Source organism: Pseudomonas sp. CFII68, from assembly GCF_000416195.1.
In the GTDB taxonomy this organism is placed as follows: Bacteria; Pseudomonadota; Gammaproteobacteria; order Pseudomonadales; family Pseudomonadaceae; genus Aquipseudomonas; species Aquipseudomonas kilonensis.
Genome location: NZ_ATLN01000098.1, coordinates 1 through 17,049 on the forward strand (window position 1 = coordinate 1; position 17,049 = coordinate 17,049).

At 62.0% G+C, this 17,049-nt stretch carries 16 protein-coding genes; 6 read left to right on the forward strand and 10 right to left on the reverse strand.

Features of this window, described 5'->3' with window-relative positions; translation table 11 throughout:
- The 6 genes from CFII68_RS26945 to CFII68_RS09735 all read right to left on the reverse strand — a co-directional run.
- Window positions 1-165, reverse strand: a 165-nt coding sequence (locus CFII68_RS26945; protein WP_018609596.1) for an FAD-dependent oxidoreductase, incomplete at its 3' end; no start/stop codon positions are given.
- Window positions 162-398, reverse strand: coding sequence for a 2Fe-2S iron-sulfur cluster-binding protein (locus tag CFII68_RS09755; RefSeq protein ID WP_018609598.1), 237 nt, complete (start codon window positions 396-398; stop codon window positions 162-164). The genes CFII68_RS26945 and CFII68_RS09755, both read right to left, overlap by 4 nt.
- Before the next feature lie 227 nt (window positions 399-625).
- The gene (locus CFII68_RS09750) at window positions 626-1,741 is read right to left on the reverse strand and encodes an FAD-binding oxidoreductase (protein ID WP_018609599.1); all 1,116 of its coding nucleotides are present in this window, start codon (window positions 1,739-1,741) and stop codon (window positions 626-628) included.
- Window positions 1,738-2,670 (reverse strand): 4-hydroxyproline epimerase, encoded by a 933-nt coding sequence (locus CFII68_RS09745; protein WP_018609601.1) that lies wholly within the window; start codon window positions 2,668-2,670, stop codon window positions 1,738-1,740. The genes CFII68_RS09750 and CFII68_RS09745 overlap by 4 nt, the downstream gene beginning before the upstream one ends.
- A 112-nt stretch (window positions 2,671-2,782) precedes the next feature.
- The gene (locus CFII68_RS09740) at window positions 2,783-3,454 is read right to left on the reverse strand and encodes a GntR family transcriptional regulator (RefSeq protein WP_018609603.1); all 672 of its coding nucleotides are present in this window, start codon (window positions 3,452-3,454) and stop codon (window positions 2,783-2,785) included.
- Between the two features lie 256 nt (window positions 3,455-3,710).
- On the reverse strand, window positions 3,711-4,877 hold the full coding sequence (locus tag CFII68_RS09735; protein ID WP_018609605.1) for an MFS transporter: 1,167 nt from the start codon (window positions 4,875-4,877) through the stop codon (window positions 3,711-3,713).
- 137 nt (window positions 4,878-5,014) lie between these two features.
- Between CFII68_RS09735 and CFII68_RS09730 the strand changes: the two genes are divergently transcribed.
- Together CFII68_RS09730 and CFII68_RS09725 are read left to right on the forward strand one after the other, a co-directional pair.
- Entirely contained in the window at window positions 5,015-6,406 is a 1,392-nt protein-coding gene (locus CFII68_RS09730; RefSeq protein ID WP_018609607.1) for a PLP-dependent aminotransferase family protein, read from the forward strand.
- A gap of 260 nt (window positions 6,407-6,666) precedes the next feature.
- Window positions 6,667-8,814: a TonB-dependent siderophore receptor gene (locus tag CFII68_RS09725; RefSeq protein ID WP_018609609.1), complete on the forward strand. Its 2,148-nt coding sequence runs from the start codon at window positions 6,667-6,669 to the stop codon at window positions 8,812-8,814.
- Window positions 8,815-8,865: 51 nt separating this feature from the next.
- On the opposite strand, the gene CFII68_RS09720 is transcribed toward CFII68_RS09725, so the two are convergent.
- The gene (locus CFII68_RS09720; RefSeq protein ID WP_018609611.1) at window positions 8,866-9,600 is read right to left on the reverse strand and encodes an SDR family NAD(P)-dependent oxidoreductase; all 735 of its coding nucleotides are present in this window, start codon (window positions 9,598-9,600) and stop codon (window positions 8,866-8,868) included.
- A gap of 436 nt (window positions 9,601-10,036) precedes the next feature.
- Window positions 10,037-10,243: a 4-oxalocrotonate tautomerase family protein gene (locus tag CFII68_RS09715; protein WP_003202537.1), complete on the reverse strand. Its 207-nt coding sequence runs from the start codon at window positions 10,241-10,243 to the stop codon at window positions 10,037-10,039.
- Between the two features lie 128 nt (window positions 10,244-10,371).
- Here CFII68_RS09715 and CFII68_RS09710 point away from each other — a divergent pair, with 128 nt between their 5' ends.
- On the forward strand, window positions 10,372-11,295 hold the full coding sequence (locus tag CFII68_RS09710) for a LysR family transcriptional regulator (RefSeq protein WP_018609616.1): 924 nt from the start codon (window positions 10,372-10,374) through the stop codon (window positions 11,293-11,295).
- Between the two features lie 195 nt (window positions 11,296-11,490).
- On the opposite strand, the gene CFII68_RS09705 is transcribed toward CFII68_RS09710, so the two are convergent.
- A complete protein-coding gene (locus CFII68_RS09705) occupies window positions 11,491-11,925 on the reverse strand; it encodes a nuclear transport factor 2 family protein (RefSeq protein ID WP_018609618.1) in 435 nt (144 codons plus the stop codon).
- Between the two features lie 904 nt (window positions 11,926-12,829).
- On the opposite strand from CFII68_RS09705, the gene CFII68_RS09700 reads away from it, so the two are divergent.
- Window positions 12,830-13,192 carry a DUF6124 family protein gene (locus CFII68_RS09700; RefSeq protein WP_018609620.1) on the forward strand — a complete coding sequence of 121 codons (363 nt, stop codon included), beginning with the start codon at window positions 12,830-12,832 and terminating at the stop codon, window positions 13,190-13,192.
- Between the two features lie 119 nt (window positions 13,193-13,311).
- Here CFII68_RS09700 and CFII68_RS09695 read toward each other — a convergent pair whose 3' ends face one another.
- Complete coding sequence (locus tag CFII68_RS09695; RefSeq protein WP_018609622.1) at window positions 13,312-14,208, reverse strand: LysR substrate-binding domain-containing protein; 897 nt, start codon at window positions 14,206-14,208, stop codon at window positions 13,312-13,314.
- 90 nt (window positions 14,209-14,298) lie between these two features.
- Between CFII68_RS09695 and CFII68_RS09690 the strand changes: the two genes are divergently transcribed.
- Together CFII68_RS09690 and CFII68_RS09685 are read left to right on the forward strand one after the other, a co-directional pair.
- Entirely contained in the window at window positions 14,299-15,714 is a 1,416-nt protein-coding gene (locus CFII68_RS09690) for an MFS transporter (RefSeq protein WP_050585409.1), read from the forward strand.
- Window positions 15,711-16,985, forward strand: a complete 1,275-nt coding sequence (locus CFII68_RS09685) for a glucarate dehydratase family protein (protein ID WP_018609627.1) — start codon at window positions 15,711-15,713, stop codon at window positions 16,983-16,985. The genes CFII68_RS09690 and CFII68_RS09685 overlap by 4 nt, the downstream gene beginning before the upstream one ends.
- Window positions 16,986-17,049 lie beyond the last annotated feature (64 nt).

The window sequence follows — 17,049 nt, forward strand, 5'->3', positions numbered from 1 at the left end:
GGCGCTGGGCAGGTTGGCCTGGGGGCCGTCACGCCAGATCTGCCCACCGGGCAGCGGGTTGTCGTCCAACAGCACGATGCGTGCGCCGCTGCTGGCCGCGGCGAGGGCGGCGGCCATGCCAGCGGGGCCGGCACCGATGATCAGAAGGTCGGTGGTTTCGTTCATGGTCGGGTCTGCACCTGCATGCCATCGAGACACAGGGTCTGGCAGGCCAGGCGTCGACGACCGTCGATCAGCACCCGGCATTCCTGGCAGATGCCCATGCCGCACAACGGCGCACGGCGCTGGCCGCTGACCGAGGTGCGACTGCAACCATCCGCGCCCAACGCCAATGCCGCCGCGACGCTGGTGCCGTTGGCAACCGAGAGTGGGCGGCCGTCCAAAAACAAGTCAGGCATGGCTCCAATACTCCTTGGATAAGTGGATGTCAGGAGCACACCCAAAACCTGTGGCGAGGGAGCTTGCTCCCGCTGGGTCTGTAGGAGCTGCCGAGCGGAGCGAGGCTGCGATCTTTTCCCTGATAGCTCGAATCTCAAGCGAAAGATCAAAAGATCGCAGCCTTCGGCAGCTCCTACGGTGCCCAGCGCGAGCTTGCTCCCTCGTCACAGGGGATGTGTGTCGGGCTTTAGGCATGCACCGGTTCTCCCAAAAAACGCTGCGGCAGGTAAGGCTGCGCGGCCAGTGGTGAGGTTTCGTCGAACAGCTGCGCCACCAGCAGGTCGGCCGTCGCCGGCGCGGTGGTGACGCCCAGGCCCTCGTGTCCCACCGCCAGCCACAGTCCCTGGCGCTGTGGATGTTGGCCCACCAGGGGTAAGCCGTCGGGGCTCGCTGCGCGAAAACCGGTCCAGGCCCTGATGCCGTTCAGATGCGCCAATCCTGGCAGGTATTCGACGGCGCGCTTGAGCATCTTCGCCAGCATCCAGCCTTCCACCTGCGGGTCGACGGTGTCGAACTGCCGCGAGGCGCCGATGAACAATTGCCCGGTCGGGCGCGGCTGGATATTGCACGCCACCGACGGTCCGCTGGCGTTATGGGCGCTGGTGACGTAGCCCAGTTCCACCAGGGTGTGGGTGACGGTGGCGGGGTAGCGGTCGGTGATCAGCAGGTGGCCCTTCTTCGGCACTATCGGCAGTTCCGGGCACAATTCAGTGGCCTGGATGCCATTGGCGAGGACCACCGCTTCGGCGCTCAACCAGCGACCGTCGTCGAGGCGCACGCGATGACCGTCGATTTCGCTGACCTGCGCCCGTTGCTGGCGAATGTTGCGCGCGTCCAGCATCCAGCGCGCGACGGCCGGGGCGTAGAGGATCCCGTCGCCCTTGATCAGCAGCCCACCTTCCAGGCCTGGGCGTAGCTCGGGTTCACGCTGATGCAGCGCGGCGTGGCCGATCAGTTCGCAGGCTTCGCCATGGGCCAGCAGGTTCAGGTATTTGCTATGGGCCACCGCCATTTCTTCGGCATTGGCCGCCAGCCACAAGGTGCCGTTGTTGCGCCAGGCGCAGCCGTCGGGCAGGGCGGGGGCCAGCTCGCGCCAGCGTTGCAGGGAATATTGACTCAGGGCCAGTTCCGCCGGGTTGTCATCGAGCACCAGCAGGTGCCCCATGCCGGCCGCCGTGGCGCCGTGCCAACCGGCGTCCAGCACCAACACGTTGACGTTGCGTCGGGCCAACGCCTGGGCGCAGGCCGCACCGATGATGCCCGCGCCAATGATGATCACGTCGGCGACATGGCCCTCGCTCACGGACGAATGCCCCAGGCGAACGGGTCATCCGCTTCGATGATCAGTGTGGTTTCGGCGCTGATGTAGGCGCGACCGCGAATGGTCGGCACGATGCGCTCGCCCGAGCGCTCGTAGGAACCCTCGAACTCGCTGCCAATGACACTGGCCTGGCGCCAGATCTGGCCGGGTTGCAGTTTTCCATCGGCCGCCAGGCACGCCAGTTTGGCGCTGGTGCCGGTGCCGCAAGGGGAGCGGTCATAGGCCTTGCCCGGGCAGAGCACGAAGTTGCGGCTGTCGGCTTGCGGGTCGTCGGCAAACAGTTCGATGTGGTCGATCAGGCCGCCGTCCTCGCCGCGAAAACCCTGCTGCTCCAAGGCTTGCTGTACGGCGTAGGTGTAGGCGGTCAACGCGTCGAGGTTATCGCCGGCCACGCGTTGGCCATGTTCGGCGATCAGGAAAAACCAGTTGCCGCCCCAGGCCACGTCGCCCACCACCGGGCCGATGCCGGGCACCTCCAGGACCAGGGCCTTGCGGTAACGGTAGGCCGGCACGTTGCGCACGCTGACCGAGCGGTCTTCGTGCAAGGTTGCCTGTACCGTGCCTACCGGGGTTTCGATGCTGTGCACGCCGGGGCCGATCCTGCCCAGGTGGGCCAGTGACGCCACCAGGCCGATGGTGCCGTGGCCGCACATGCCCAGGTAGCCGCTGTTATTGAAAAAGATCACGCCGGCACAGGCGCTGGGGTCCACCGGCTCACAAAGCAGCGCCCCCACCAGCACATCGCTGCCCCGGGGTTCGAGCACGCAGGCGCTGCGCCAGGCGTCGTGTTCCGTGGCCAGGCGTTGCTTGCGCTCGGCCATGCTGCCCTGGCCCAGGTCAGGAAAACCGTCGGTGACCAGTCGGGTCGGTTCGCCGCCGGTATGGGAATCGATCACGGTGATGCGTTTCATGGGAGGGCCACGTCCGTTCAGATGAGTGACGGCAAGCGTGGCCCGCGCCAGGGGGCGACGGCTTGATGGTTTTACCTGTCGCCGATGACGAAATCGGCACAGTGCAGGCCCATCAATGGCTGGAAGGCAGGAACTTGAACAAGGTCTCGCAGACCCCGGCGATGTGTTCGTCCAGCAGCGCCACGGCCTGCTCGACATCACCGGCGCGGCAGGCCTTGATGATTGCCCGGTGCTCGTGATCGGCACGGTCCTTCCCGGCCGACAGGCTCATCTGCATGCGCAGGTAACGTTCCAGCTTGTCGTGCACCGAGCGGATCAGGCTCACCATGAAGGGCCGTTGCGCCGGTTCGTAGAGGCAGGCATGCAGTTGCCAGTTCAGCTCGGCCCAACGCCCGACGTCGTCTTCACCGATGAACTCCCGGCAGATGCTTTCGGCACGGGCGAAGGTGGCTTCGGTCATGTTGGGAATCGCCAGGCGCAGCACTTTGTCTTCCAGCAGCATTCGCACCTCGAACATCTGCGCCAGCTCCGCCTCGGAAATGCGCGTCACCATCGCCCCGCGATTGCGCTGGAACATCACCAGGCCCTCGGCCTCCAGACGCTTGAGGGCCTCGCGCACGGGGATCTTGCTGACGTTGAACTGCCGGGCGATGTCATCCTGGCGAATCGGCTCGTCCTCGGCAAAATGCCCGGCCACGATGGCATCGCGCAGGTGGCGGGTGATGATTTCCGAGGTGGAAGGGGTGTTGCCCAGGTCAGGCAGGTTGAACTTGGATAAAGTCACGGCGGCGGGTCGTTCGGCTTAGGTGGGGATATGGTATACGACTTTGCCGAGCGCGGTCCTTGAAGCAGGCGATGAAGCCGTCAAGGATACGAAAACTGTGGCGAGGGGATTTATCCCCGCTGGGCTGCGCAGCAGCCCCCAAGATGAGCAGATCCTATCTGCCTGACACACCGCAATGTCAGGTTTTAGGGCTGCTGCGCAGCCCAGCGGGGCGGTGCGACGTTTCGCTAAATCCCCTCGCCACAAGGTTTTGTGTTCAGCCGTGGGACAGATGGGCCACATACGCCTGCGTCCGGACTATGCGCCATCCCGTGACAACCGCCCCCGCCAGCAGCGCCAGGCCGAACACGATCAACGCCACGTCAGCGCCAAAAGCGTCAGCCAACAACCCGGTCACCACCACCGGAATGCTGAACCCGACATAGGCGAACAGAAAGAACCCGGCACTGACCCGGGCCTTTTCCGCCCCAGCCATGGCCGTGACGGCCGATAACCCGCCCAGGTACAGGAAACCGTAGCAAGCGCTGCTGGCGCCCAGTGCTCCGAGCAACACGGCGAGCAGGGAGCCGGCGCTCGCGCCCCAGGCCAGCAACGCGTAGCTCGCAGGCAGGATCAACAGGCCCAGGCCCGTGGCCCTGGCCGGTTGCATGCGCCGAACCCAGGGCTGGAAGAGCAAGCCGCAACTGATGACCGTGAAGGTCGACAGGCCAGACCAACGCTGCAAGTCGTGGGTCGCCAGCACTGACGGCAATATGGCGATGACCAGGCCCGAGGTCGCCCAGGCCAACAGCATGGAAAAACTGTAGGGCAGGCTGCCGGCGGGAAACAACGGCAGGCGCAGCAACGGTGCGTCATTGATTTTCAGCGCCGGGTCCGGTAACCGCCAGACCACGACGATCGCGATGGCAGCCAACATCAGCTGCAACCAGAAGCTGCCGGGCGTGGCGCTGTGATGGACGAACAGGAATAGACTGGTCAACGCCGCGCCCAGGCCAAAGCCCAGGGAGGTGCTGGCGGTGACCCGGTTGGCCGGCGCGCGGGGATCGCGGGTTGCCATGAGCTCGGCCATGTAGGCGGTTGATGTGGCCGAGGCCAGCCCTGTGCCGATCCCCATCATCAGGCGCGCCACGCCCAGCGCCTCGAGGCTCGGCCAGAGCAGTGTCACCAGCGTCGCCAGCATCGACAGCCCGAGGGCAACCAGGATCAACGGCTTGCGTCCCACCCGGTCGGCCAGCCCGCCGAACGCCAGCAGGACCGGCAACACACCCAGCACATAACCGGAAAACGCCACCGCCGTGGCGCCGGCCCCGTAGCCGGACAACTGCGCATAGGTGGTGTACAGCGGCGCCTGCAGGTTGACCGCGAGGGTGATCAGGCAAAGGCCGAAAGCCAGCCCCCAGGAATGTCGATGCGATGGGTTCAAGGGTGTTCCTTAAAGGGTGTGCATGAAGTCCCGGGGACTATCACTGCCGGGCACAGCGCAAACAAGGAACAGACCCAGGCCATTTGTGCTTAACTGTTCGCTAAAAATTCGAGAACACTTAGCCAAGAGTGCCAGCCGTGGACCTGAAGATTGATCGCAACGTTGTCGAGCCCGTGATCCGGCAACTCGTGACGCACCTCATGGGCTGGATCAACGCCCATGGCATCCGCCCCGGCGCGCGCATGCCGTCCATTCGCCAACTGGCCCGTGAGAACAGCCTGAGCCTGTCGAGCGTGATCAAGGCCTATGACCAACTGGTTGCCAGTGGGGTGCTGGAGTCTCGACATGGCGCGGGTTTTTTTGTCGCGCAGCAGTTGGTCCGACCTGTGGAGCCGGAGCCCGAAACGGATAACGCGCGGTGGCGGTTGTTCGACAATGAGTCGACGCAGCTCAAGCTTGGTTGTGGCTGGCTGCCCGACGCCTGGCGCGACGACACTGACCTGGGCCAGGCGATCCGCCAAGTGGTGCGCAGCGACAACCACGCGTTGTTCAACTACAGCACCCCGTTGGGGTCGCCTCAGCTGCGCCTGCACCTGCAAAAGCGCCTGGGCCTGATCGATATTCACGTCGACCCGGCGCAAATCATCACCACCCAAGGCGCCAGCCAGGGCCTCGACCTGCTGGTGCGAGCCCTGCTCAAGCCCGGTGACCTGGTGCTGGTGGAAAGCCCTGGCTACTACAACCTGTTCAATCTGCTGAAACTGCATGGGGTCCAGACCGTGGCGGTGCCAAGAACCGCGCAAGGCCCGGACATCGCCCGCCTGGAACAGCTTCTCGGCGAGCACAAACCCGCGTATTTCTTCATCAACAGCATGTACCAGAACCCCACTGGCACCAGCCTGGCGCCGAGCGTGGCCTATCGTCTGCTGCAACTGGCAACCGCCCATGACTTTCGCCTCATCGAGGACGACATCTACGCCGATTTCCAGAACGGTCCGACCTCACGCTTGGCCTCCCTGGATGCCCTGGACCGGGTGATCTACCTGGCGAGTTTTTCCAAGACACTGTCCAGTTCGCTGCGCATCGGTTACGTGGTCGCTCATCCCGAGATCATCCAGCGCCTGGCCGAAGTCAAGATGATTACCGGCATCGGTTGTTCGCTGCTGGCGGAAAACGTGGTGGCGACGTTGCTGGCCAACGGTGCTTATCGCAAGCTGATCCAGCGCTTGCGCCAGCGCCTGAACAAGCAGATGGCGAGCACGCTGCGCCAATTGGACCCGGCCCACTGGGAGGTATTTGCCGAGCCGATGGGGGGCCTGTTCGTCTGGGCCAGGCCGCGGTGGCTGGCGGCACAACGAGTGCAGCAGATCGCCCGGGAGCTGCAAATCCAGTTGTCCCAAGGCTCGACGTTCCTGCCCCAGGGCGAGGCGTGCGATTGGTTGCGGTTGAACGTGGCTTATACCCAGGATCATCGTGCGCAGGTGTTCTTCCAGCGGGTGGAGCAGGAGTCGATTGCGGCGGGCCGATAGGGTCGGGGGTGATTGTTCTGGCGCCATCGCGAGCAAGCTTTGCTCCCACAGGGTGAGGCAGGGGCCAACCACAAGACTTGTTCCCGCTGAAGATCCCTGTGGGAGCAAAGCTTGCTCGCGATGACGGACTGACCGGTCACAAAAAACGTCAGTGTTAATGGGAATAGATATCAAACGACAATGAGTTACTGTATCTTTCGCGACACATTTTTGTCAGCCTCCCGATGTGGGTGGCTTGTTTCCATTAGGATTGTGCATCGATGCGTCGGATTCTCGTTTCACTGTGTGTGCTCCAGGCTTATTCCATTCCCACCTGGGCCGAAGAGCCAATCCCTGCCAAGCCGGCCTCCCTTGAGTTGCAAGCCACGGATATCGTCGGTAACGCCGACTATGAATCAGCACAAGGTCCGGTGAAGGGCTATCACGCCACCCGTTCGGCCAGTGCCACCCGTACCGACACGGCGATCCATGAAACCCCACAATCGATTTCCGTGGTGTCTCGCGACGTGGTCGAAGACCTCGGCGCTACGCGCCTGCAGGACGCCCTCGATTACGCCGGCGGGGTAGGCCGGGGCAACAACTTTGGCGGCCAGGGCCTGACCACCTTCACCGTACGCGGTTTCACCACCGGAGAGTTCTACCGCAACGGTTTCCCGATCAACCGTGGCTACCCGAACATGCCGGACGCCAACACCATCGAGCGGCTGGAAGTCCTGCGCGGCCCGGCCACCATGCTTTATGGCCGTGGCGACCCGGGCGGTACCTTCAACGTAGTGTCCAAGCAGCCGTTGGCCGAGCGCACGGTGACCCTGGGCAGCCAGGTCAGCGACCAGGGGATGCGTCGCGGTACGTTGGACGCCTCCGGTCCATTGGACGAGGAAGGGCGCCTGGCTTATCGCCTGAACGTGATCGGTGAGGGTGGTGACACGTTCCGCGACCACGTCGAGACCGAGCGCTACGGCATCGCGCCAGTGGTGAGCTGGCAGGTCAACGACACCACGCGCCTGACCTTCGAAGGCGATTTCATGCGCAACAATGCGCCGCTGGACCGTGGCTTGACCCATTACGCCGGCCAGCGCGGCACCGCGTCGCGCGATACGTTCTTCGGCGAAAAAGACGCCGGCAAGCTGCACAACGACAACAACATGCTGCAGGTGCGTTTCGAGCACATGCTCAACGACGACTGGACCCTGGCCGGCGGTACCCAATGGCTCGACGGCACCTTGCAGGGCAATGCCGTGGAGGGCAACAGAATCGGCGCCGATGGGCGTACCCTGAGTCGCAACTTCAACTACCGCAAGCTGGAATGGACCGACCGCGACACCCAGCTCAACCTCACCGGGCATTTTTCCACCGGCGGGTTCGAGCACACGTTGCTGACAGGCATCGAGTATGAGGACTACGACTACCAGTCCATCATCCAGCGTTCCTCCGGCGCCGCCGGTGCCTACCCGATCGATATCTTCGACCCGGTGCATGGCCAGCCACGCCCGGCGTTGACGCGCAAGCCCACCGATGACCAGGAAAACCTCAAGACGTTTGGTGTGTTCGTCCAGGATCAGGTGGCGCTGACTGAGCGCCTGAAGGTGTTGGCAGGGGCGCGTTTCGAGCATTTCGAGCATGAGTACGAATCCTTCGTCCCTCAGGCTCGGCCCGGTAGCCGTAACTGGGACAAGACTGAAAATGCCGTCACCCCACGCCTGGGGGTGATCTACGATCTGACCGATACCGTTGCGCTCTACGCCAACACCGCGCGCTCGTTCAAACCCAACACCGGAGCGAGTCGCCAGGGTCAGGGTGAGGGGTTTAAGCCGGAAGAGGGCAAGTCCTACGAAATGGGCGTCAAGTGGGAAGCGCTGGATCGCCAGTTGAGCGTTGACGCGGCGATCTACCAGATTGAAAAGCGCAACGTCCTCACGCCCGACCCGCTGGACGCCACCTTCAACGTGGCTGCCGGGGAAGTGCGCAGCCGTGGCTTTGACTTGAACGTGGCGGGCAATTTGACGCCAGAATGGCGCGTGATCGGTGGCTACGCGTATGTGGATGCCGAAGTGACCAAGGACATCAATATCCCGTCCGGCACCCGCCTGCTCAACGTGCCCAAGAACTCCTTCAGCCTGTTGAACGTCTACGAGTTCCAGGACGGTGGCCTCAAAGGTCTCGGCCTGGGCCTGGGCGCCAAGTACGTCGATGAGCGGGCCGGCAATACCGCGGCCAGCACCTTTACCATGGACAGCTACACCGTCGTGGACCTGCTCGGTTACTACAAGGTCAACGAGCGGATCCGCCTCAACCTGGACCTGAAGAATCTGTTCGACGCCGATTATGAGGAAGGCGCATTTGGTGGTGTCTACGCCTACCCAGGCGCACCGCGGACCGTGCAGGCCGGCATCTCCTACACGCTCTGAGTTCCGCGCTTCATGAAAAACCCGAAGGTTCTGCCTTCGGGGTTTTTCTTTTTACCACTTGCCTGTGCTCATCCCGCCGTCCACCGGCAGTATCGCGCCCGTCGTGAAATCGGCGCCCGCCAGGTACAACACGGCCTCGGCAATTTCCTCGACGGTGCCCACGCGACCGGCGGGGGCCAGGTTGTCGAGGAATTCGCGGTGAGCCGGGTCGTGCATGGGCGTGTCGATGATGCCGGGGGCGACCGCGTTGACCTTGATGTTGTGGGGCGACAGTTCCAGGGCCAGGGCGCGGGTCATCTGGTTGACGCCGCCCTTGATCAACACCGGCAGCGCCGCCGGCACCTGGATGTTCGGTTGCAGGGCCACGGCGGCTGAAATGTTGATGATGAAGCCTTGCTGGCGCCCGATCATGTGCGCGGCAGCGGCCTGGCTGGCGTAGACGAGGCCCTTGAGGTTGGTGTCCAGCAGCGCGTCCAGGTCTTGGGGGCTGTATTCGACGAAGGGTTTTGGCAGGAAGAAACCGGCGTTGTTCACCAACCCGTCAACGGCGCCAAACGCCTCGACGGCTTGGCTGATGAGGGCGGTTGAAGTGGCCGGGTCGGCGATATCGCCGGCCACGCCGATGAAACCGGCCGGGTGACCGAGTTCGGCGGCAGCAGCGTCCAGGCCGGACGGGGAGCGGGCATTGCCCACCACGTTATAACCCCGACCCAGGAACGTCTTGACCAGACCCAGGCCGATCCCGCTGGAAGCGCCGGTAATGATGACGGTTTTTTTGAGACTCATGATTGACTCCTGATCACATTGAGTTGAACCGGTGCGCCTGTGTCGGCGGTGGTTGAGCTCAGGGTATTGATGCCTCAGGGTTTGATAAATAAGGCTTCTGGTACTTGAGTTGATACGTCATGTAATCAATCTAAAATACCCATAAATCCCTGTGGGAGCGGGCTTGCTCGCGAAGGCGGTGTGCCAGTCAAAACTCCATTGCTGACACACCGCCTTCGCGAGCAAGCCCGCTCCCACAATGTTCCCGGCTGATCGCAAAATCCACGTTCGCCAGTAATCCCCTGTGGGAGCGAGCCTGCTCGCGATGGCGTCAGGCCAATCGGGATTGATGTTGACTGACACACCGCTATCGCGAGCAGGCTCGCTCCCACAGAGTTATTGGGGTGGTAGACATAGAAAGCCCGGTCAATTGGACCGGGCTCGGAAGGGGGGAGGGTTATTCCTTGGGAAGACTTCGATACTGCGTCGTCGTCATCCCCGCGTATCCCCAGTTATCGGTGTCGACTTCCTCGATCACGATGTGGGTCAAATGCGGGTCCTTGCCCAGTACGCGCTGGAGGGTTTCGGTGATTTCGGAAATCACCTGGGCTTTCTGTTCACGGGTGACGCCGTCTCGGGTAATTCGCACATTGACGAAAGGCATGTTGCACTCCAGCAGCTGAGAAAGTGCGCAGGAAGAATCCCACGCCGTTGAGAGGCCACTATATTTATACGCCGCAGACTGATAAACAGGCCTTTGGAAACTTCAGTTGATACGCGGTGTAATGAATCATGAAGCGTCATTTCGAAGACCTGCAGTTGGGCAGCATAGAATTGTTCTGCCTGGCGGCGGAGGCGGGCAGTTTCACCGCGGCGGCGCAGTTGGCGGGGGTTACCCCGGCGGCGGTGAGCCGCTCGATCTTTCGCCTGGAAGAGCGCCTGGGCTCACGGCTTTTCGTGCGCACCACCCGCAGTATTCGCCTGACCGAAGCCGGCAAGACCTATTTCGAGCAATGCCGCCAGGCGTTGACGCAACTGGTCGAGGCGCAACAGGAAATGATGGGCGCGCAATCGGTGCCGTCCGGGCAACTGCGCATCAGCCTGCCCACCACCTACGGTCATCACCGCATCCTGCCCTTGCTGCCGGCCTTTCGGGCGCTGTACCCGCAAGTGACGGTGGACCTGCACCTGAGCAATCGAAACATCGATTTCGTCGCCGAAGGTTATGACCTCGCCATCCGGGTGCGGGCCCAGCCGGACTCGTCGTTGATCGCCCGGCTGCTGGAAGACGGGAAACTGGTGGTGGTCGCGTCTCCTGACTATCTGCGCAAGGCCGGCACGCCGCAGGTGCTTGAAGACCTGGACGATCACGAGTGCATCCAGTTCGAATTGCCCAGTAGCGGGCGACGGATTTCCTGGTTGTTCAATGTCGAGGGCAAGGAAAAGGAAGTGTTCGGCGAAGGAGGCTATTGCTGTTCGGACGATGTGCTCGGCGGCGTGACGCTGGCCAAGCATGGCGCGGGCTTGTTCCAGACTTACAAATTCATCGTCGAACAGGAGCTGGCTAACGGGCAACTGGTGGAGGTGCTTGCGCCTTTCGCGGGGCGGTCGCGGCCGTTCACCTTGTTGTATCCCCACGGTCGGTATGTGCCGCAGCGGGTGCGCGCTTTTGTGGATTTCCTGTTGCAATACCGCCAGCAGTGGGCGACGGATTGAAGTCACTGTGACCTGTGGCGAGGGGATTTATCCCCGCTGGACTGCGAAGCAGTCCCAACAGCAGCGATGCAATCAGACTGATACACCGAGTTGCCTGGTTTCAGGGCTGCTTCGCAGCCCAGCGGGGATAAATCCCCTCGCCACATTGAATCCCAGCGGTTCAGTCAACTAGCGGCGCCCATGTAGATTTTCAGGTCAGAACCGAAACGCCTGACGACCGATCAGCAGCCATTTGCCATTCTTCTGTTTCTGCCAGATCTGGAAGTTCTCGATTTCCGTCGGCACCACCTCAGCGCCCTTGAGCGCCTGCGCCGAGAAGTGGTTGCGCACCAGCGCCACGTTACCCGACAAGGTGATTTTCTGGTTCTGCATTTCCAGGGTCTTGAATGCGCTCTTGCCCGTTTCGATGTCGGCGATGAAGGCCTTCTTGTCCTGGATGTTGCCGCTGGAGTGCCCGTAGGTCAGGTTCTCGGCGGCCAGTGCCTGGAGTTGCGGGATGTCTTTGTGCAGCATGGCTTGTGTCAGGTGGTCGACGGCCTGGGCCACCTCCTGCTCGGGCGATGTAGCGGCTGCCGCTGCGTAGCCGCTGAACAGGCACAAGAAGCTGATGACCAATGTCGCTTTTTTCATGGGGATTTCCTTGTTGTTGTAGGTATCAGGAACGCGAGCGATGTGCGTTTATCGGTCATCGTACAACTAGGAGTGAGATGTTGGCAAACCAGCCGGGTGCATGGCTCAAGAGCGCTGACAATGTGGCGAGGGAGCAAGCTCTCATGGAACAAATTGCAACCATGTGATTTTTAAGGCTGAAAATACATATCGATCGTTCCCACGCTCCTGCGTGGGAACGTCGCCAGGGACGCTCCGCGTTCCGCTTCTGGAAGGTGACGCAGAGCGTCACGGGATGCATTCCCACGCAGAGCGTGGGAGCGATCAAAGTCCAATCGGTCTATGAGGAACCGCAGGTCAATATCGGGCAAGGTGCCATTTGATAACGCAACAAGTTGTAGCCGGTCAACTGTAGGAAAATTCCCCAAAGCATCCGCCAACGTATTATCTACGGCATAACCTCGTTTAATATCGATGAGGCCAAAGCGTCCCATAAGACACTGTATTTACACCCATACAGCCCCAAGAAATAACGAAGAAAAGTCGCCATGTTTAATTTAAGAAAACATATCCAGCGCGACACGTTTAAATACATTCCACATAACGCCCCAAAGGCTACGAGACCTTGCGTCCTTACTTACGCATGCGTCAGAATCCGCTGGCTTGTGCGCTTTGCCCCTGGCTTCTATCGTTTACCTGCCACTGCCCATCAGTGGTCGGGTTTAGTCGCCCATCAGGTTTGGTAAGGTGCTTGAGCACCGTTCAGTCAGGTCATTTATATGCCTGCACTAAATGGTGGTTGTGCGCAGGGCGTCCTCGGGCGCGCCGGGTTTTACCAATTCCTACCGGTCGACTAACCTGCGTACAGCCGCCACCCTTCTTTTAGTCGAGAACGGTTGCAGCTCCAATGTAGGAATTGTCATTTATGTTCAAAGTAACGCCCAACCCCCCGGATATCTATTCGGTACTCTACGGCAACTCTCTCGACCCCGAAAAGTTGAAAGAGGCGGCAGACCGCGCGCTCAAGCACTACCTGAACCCCGGGGCAACGAAAACGCAGATACCGCCCCGCAAGCCCAGCACGATCTTCACCATCGACGCAGCGGTGGATGACGAAACGTTGCTCGTTGAGGCGTGCGAATCCTTGGCATCCGCCAGCGTGATGGTCAGCGACCTCACCGATTTGACGGACGGCCCAAGGCGCCAAACGATGCTGGTGCTGCAACGGGTCATCATGTTGGGTGAGCTAGCGGTCAATCGAGTACTGGATAACTACAAGCCTGGGTAGTCGCCAGGTAGTGTTGTGGGGGGCGCCGCAAGCGCCCTCACAACCTAAGACCACGAAGCTCGGTGGAATGTTGGGTTCCGTCAGGCACTGCCAGCCGCATGGGCCTTGTTGTTCCGCCTTCACAACCCTTCCCGAACCGCCCCCCGAATCCCCTCCAGCAACATGGTGAACGCCGGGTTGTCGTTGTCCTCGCGCCACACCAGGTGCAATTCGCTCTGTACCCCTTCGCCCAGGTCGATCTCGCGAAACACCACCTGCTTGAACACCACGCTGGTGGCGCAACGCGGTACCAGCGCCAGGCCCATGCCGGCGTTGACCAGCGCCAGGATCGTCAGCGACGACCCCAGCCATTGCACGAATTGCGGTGCGACCCGGGCCGAGCGGAGCATGCCGGTGAGCAGTTCGTTGAAGGGCGGGTAGGCGGCGTGGGAGTACATGAGGAACGGTTGGCCGTCCAGATCCTGCACGCTCACGGTCTCGGCGCTGGCCAACGGATGACCGGCGGGCACCGCCAGCACGAAGGGTTCGCGCACCAGGCATTCGGTGGCGTAGCCGGTTTCCAGCAGCGGCGAGCGGACGATGCCCAGGTCGATGCGCCGGGCGCGCAGGGCTTCGTGCTGTTGGTAGGTGTTCATCTCCGCCAGGACGATTTTCACCTGGGGCTGTTTCAGCCGGGCCTCGGCGATCACCTTGGGCAAGAACTCGTACACCGCACTGCCGACGAAGCTGATGGTGACCGAACCGATGTCACCCTTGGCAAAACGCTTGGCGGCCTCGGCGGCTTGTTGCGCCTGTTCCAGCAGGTTCTGCGCTTCGATGAAAAACGCCCGGCCGGCGGCGGTGAGCGCCACGCTGCGGGTGCTGCGGGTGAACAGCTCGACGCCCAGGTGGTGCTCCAGCAATTGGATCTGCCGGCTCAGCGGTGGCTGGGTCATGTTCAGGCGTTCGGCGGCGCGACGGAAGTTGAGTTCGGTCGCCACGGTGGTGAAGCAGCGCAGCTGGGCCAGTTCAAACATTGATTCAATCCAGGTATCAATCAAGTGCCAAGTTAGATTAGACGGGAACAATCCGTCGCGTCCATCATCGTCCCGTTCCCCACAAAAACAATGATCGGGAGGCACCCCTTGAATAACGTAACGGACTCCACCCATGACAGCACCCTGGCGCTCGCGGCGGCCAAGGTCAAACGTCATGTCCTGCCGCTGGTGGTGGTGATGTTCATCGTCAACTACATCGACCGGGTCAACATCGGCTTCGTGCGCAGCCACCTGGAAACCGACCTGGGCATCGGCGCCGCGGCCTACGGGCTCGGCGCCGGACTGTTCTTCATCGGCTACGCGCTGTTCGAAGTCCCGTCCAACATGCTCTTGCAACGCTACGGCGCGCGGGCCTGGTTGACGCGCATCATGTTCACCTGGGGCGCGGCCGCCATGGCCATGGCCTTTGTGCGCGGCGAGACCAGTTTCTATGTGCTGCGCTTCATCCTCGGCGCGGCGGAGGCGGGGTTCTTTCCCGGCATCATTTACTACTTCACCCAATGGCTGCCCGCCAGCGAGCGCGGCAAGGCGATGGCGATCTTCCTCAGCGGTTCGGCCATCGCCTCGGTGATTTCCGGCCCGGTGTCCGGCGCCTTGCTGCACATCAGCGGGTTGGGCCTGCATGGCTGGCAGTGGATGTTCCTGATCGAAGGTTTCGCCTCCATCGTGCTGTGCGGGTTTGTCTGGTTCTGGTTGCAATCACACCCGAGCCAAGCCAAATGGCTGACGGCTGAAGAGAAAACTGTGTTGATCGCGGCCATCGCCGAAGAGCAGCGGGCCCGGGAAGCGGCCCAGGTGGTCAAACCGTCGATGTTCAAGTTGCTGGCCGACCGGCAGATCGCGCTGTTCTGTTTCATCTACTTCTCCATCGCCCTGACCATCTATGGCGCCACGTTCTGGCTACCGAGCATGATCAAGAAAATGGGCAACCTGGGGGACTTCCAGGTCGGTTTGCTCAACTCCATTCCATGGATCATTTCCATCATCGCGATGTACGGCTTCGCCGCCCTGGCCGGCAAATGGAAATTCCAGCAGGCCTGGGTCGCGGTGACGCTGGTGATCGCCGCGTTCGGCATGTTCATGTCCACCACCGGCGGGCCGATCTTTGCCTTCGTGGCGATCTGTTTTGCAGCGATCGGTTTCAAGGCGGCGTCGGCGTTGTTCTGGCCGATTCCCCAGGGCTACCTGGATGCACGCATCGCGGCGGCGGTGATCGCCTTGATCAACTCCATCGGTAACCTCGGCGGCTTTGTCGCGCCGACGGCCTTCGGTTTCCTGGAGCAGACCACCGGTTCCATCGAGGGCGGCCTGTATGGGTTGGCCGCCACGTCGCTTGTCGCCGCCGTGGTGATCTTTTTTGCCCGCACCGCACCGAAGCGCGATACCCCGAACTCACTGTCCGGCCGCCCCGAAACCGTCGCCGAAGCCGATCAGTCGCAAACCTCTCAAGCTTTGAAACCTGGCCCATCGGGAGCCGCTGTATGAAGATCAAACGCGTCACCGTCACCCCCATCGCTTTTCGCGATCCACCTTTGCTCAACGCCAGCGGCATCCACGAGCCGTTCGCGTTGCGCTCGATCATCGAGATCGAGAGCGACAACGGTTACATCGGCCTCGGGGAGAGCTACGGCGATGCGCCGGCCCTGGCGATCCAGCAGCAGTTGCAAAGCCAGTTGATCGGCCTGGATCCGTTCAACCTCAACCAGTTGCGGGCTATCGTCCAGGCGACCGTCGCCGCGCAGAAACCGGTCAGCGTTGCCGGTGCCGAACTGGCGCCGGGTTCCCACGCGAGCAAGGCGGTGAGCAATGCCTATTCGGCGTTCGAAGTGGCGTGCCTGGACTTGCAGGCCCACTCCCTGAACGTGCCGCTGGTGGACCTGCTGGGCGGCGCGATTCGTGACGAGATTCCGTTTAGCGCCTATCTGTTTTTCAAGTACGCCGAGCACATCGATTCGCCGTACCCGCCCGACAGTTGGGGCGAGGCGCTCAACGAACAGCAGATCGTCGCCCAGGCCCGGCGGATGATCCAGGACTATGGCTTCAAGAGCATCAAGCTCAAGGCCGGCGCCCTCGATCCGGAGCATGAAGTCGCGTGTATCAAGGCGCTGAAACAGGCCTTTCCCGGCTACCCGTTGCGCATCGACCCCAATGGCAACTGGTCCCTGGAAACCTCGATTCGCATGGCCGAGCTGCTGGGGGATGACCTGCAGTATTACGAAGACCCGACGCCGGGGCTGGAAGGCATGGCCGAGCTGCACAAACGCACGGGGCTGCCGCTGGCGACCAACATGGTAGTCACCGATTTCGATGAGTTTCGCCGCAGCGTGGCGCTGGACAGCGTGCAGATCGTGTTGGCCGACCACCATTACTGGGGCGGCCTGCGCGACACCCAGGCCTTGGCGAAAATGTGCAGCACCTTCGACCTGGGCGTGTCGATGCATTCGAACTCGCACCTGGGCATCAGCCTCATGGCCATGGCCCACGTGGCGGCCGCGGTGCCGAACCTGGATTACGCCTGTGACACCCATTACCCGTGGCAGGAACCGGATGAAGAAGTGATCAAGGGCGGCAAGCTGCCGATTGTCGACGGCTGCGTGAAGATCACCCGGGCGCCTGGTCTTGGCCTGGAGTTGGACCGGGATCAACTGGGCAAGCTGCATGAGCAGTTCCTCAGTTGCGGCATCCGCCAGCGCGACGATGTGCGGCAGATGCAGCGTTACCGGCCGGAGTGGAAGACCGTCAAGCCGCGGTTCTGAGCCGAAGGCGAGGGGCCTGCTGCGCAGGCCAGCGGGAGCAAGGTCTGTGGGAGCAAGGCTTGCC

Excerpts from the sequence above, each read along its gene's own strand:
- CFII68_RS09755 (WP_018609598.1), bottom strand. The coding sequence starts at position 398 with ATGCCTGACTTGTTTTTGGACGGCCGCCCACTCTCGGTTGCCAACGGC.
- CFII68_RS09745 (WP_018609601.1), bottom strand. The coding sequence starts at position 2,670 with ATGAAACGCATCACCGTGATCGATTCCCATACCGGCGGCGAACCGACC.
- CFII68_RS09725 (WP_018609609.1), top strand. The coding sequence starts at position 6,667 with ATGCGTCGGATTCTCGTTTCACTGTGTGTGCTCCAGGCTTATTCCATT.
- CFII68_RS09720 (WP_018609611.1), bottom strand. The coding sequence starts at position 9,600 with ATGAGTCTCAAAAAAACCGTCATCATTACCGGCGCTTCCAGCGGGATC.
- CFII68_RS09715 (WP_003202537.1), bottom strand. The coding sequence starts at position 10,243 with ATGCCTTTCGTCAATGTGCGAATTACCCGAGACGGCGTCACCCGTGAA.
- CFII68_RS09710 (WP_018609616.1), top strand. The coding sequence starts at position 10,372 with ATGAAGCGTCATTTCGAAGACCTGCAGTTGGGCAGCATAGAATTGTTC.
- CFII68_RS09705 (WP_018609618.1), bottom strand. The coding sequence starts at position 11,925 with ATGAAAAAAGCGACATTGGTCATCAGCTTCTTGTGCCTGTTCAGCGGC.
- CFII68_RS09700 (WP_018609620.1), top strand. The coding sequence starts at position 12,830 with ATGTTCAAAGTAACGCCCAACCCCCCGGATATCTATTCGGTACTCTAC.
- CFII68_RS09695 (WP_018609622.1), bottom strand. The coding sequence starts at position 14,208 with ATGTTTGAACTGGCCCAGCTGCGCTGCTTCACCACCGTGGCGACCGAA.
- CFII68_RS09690 (WP_050585409.1), top strand. The coding sequence starts at position 14,299 with ATGATCGGGAGGCACCCCTTGAATAACGTAACGGACTCCACCCATGAC.
- CFII68_RS09685 (WP_018609627.1), top strand. The coding sequence starts at position 15,711 with ATGAAGATCAAACGCGTCACCGTCACCCCCATCGCTTTTCGCGATCCA.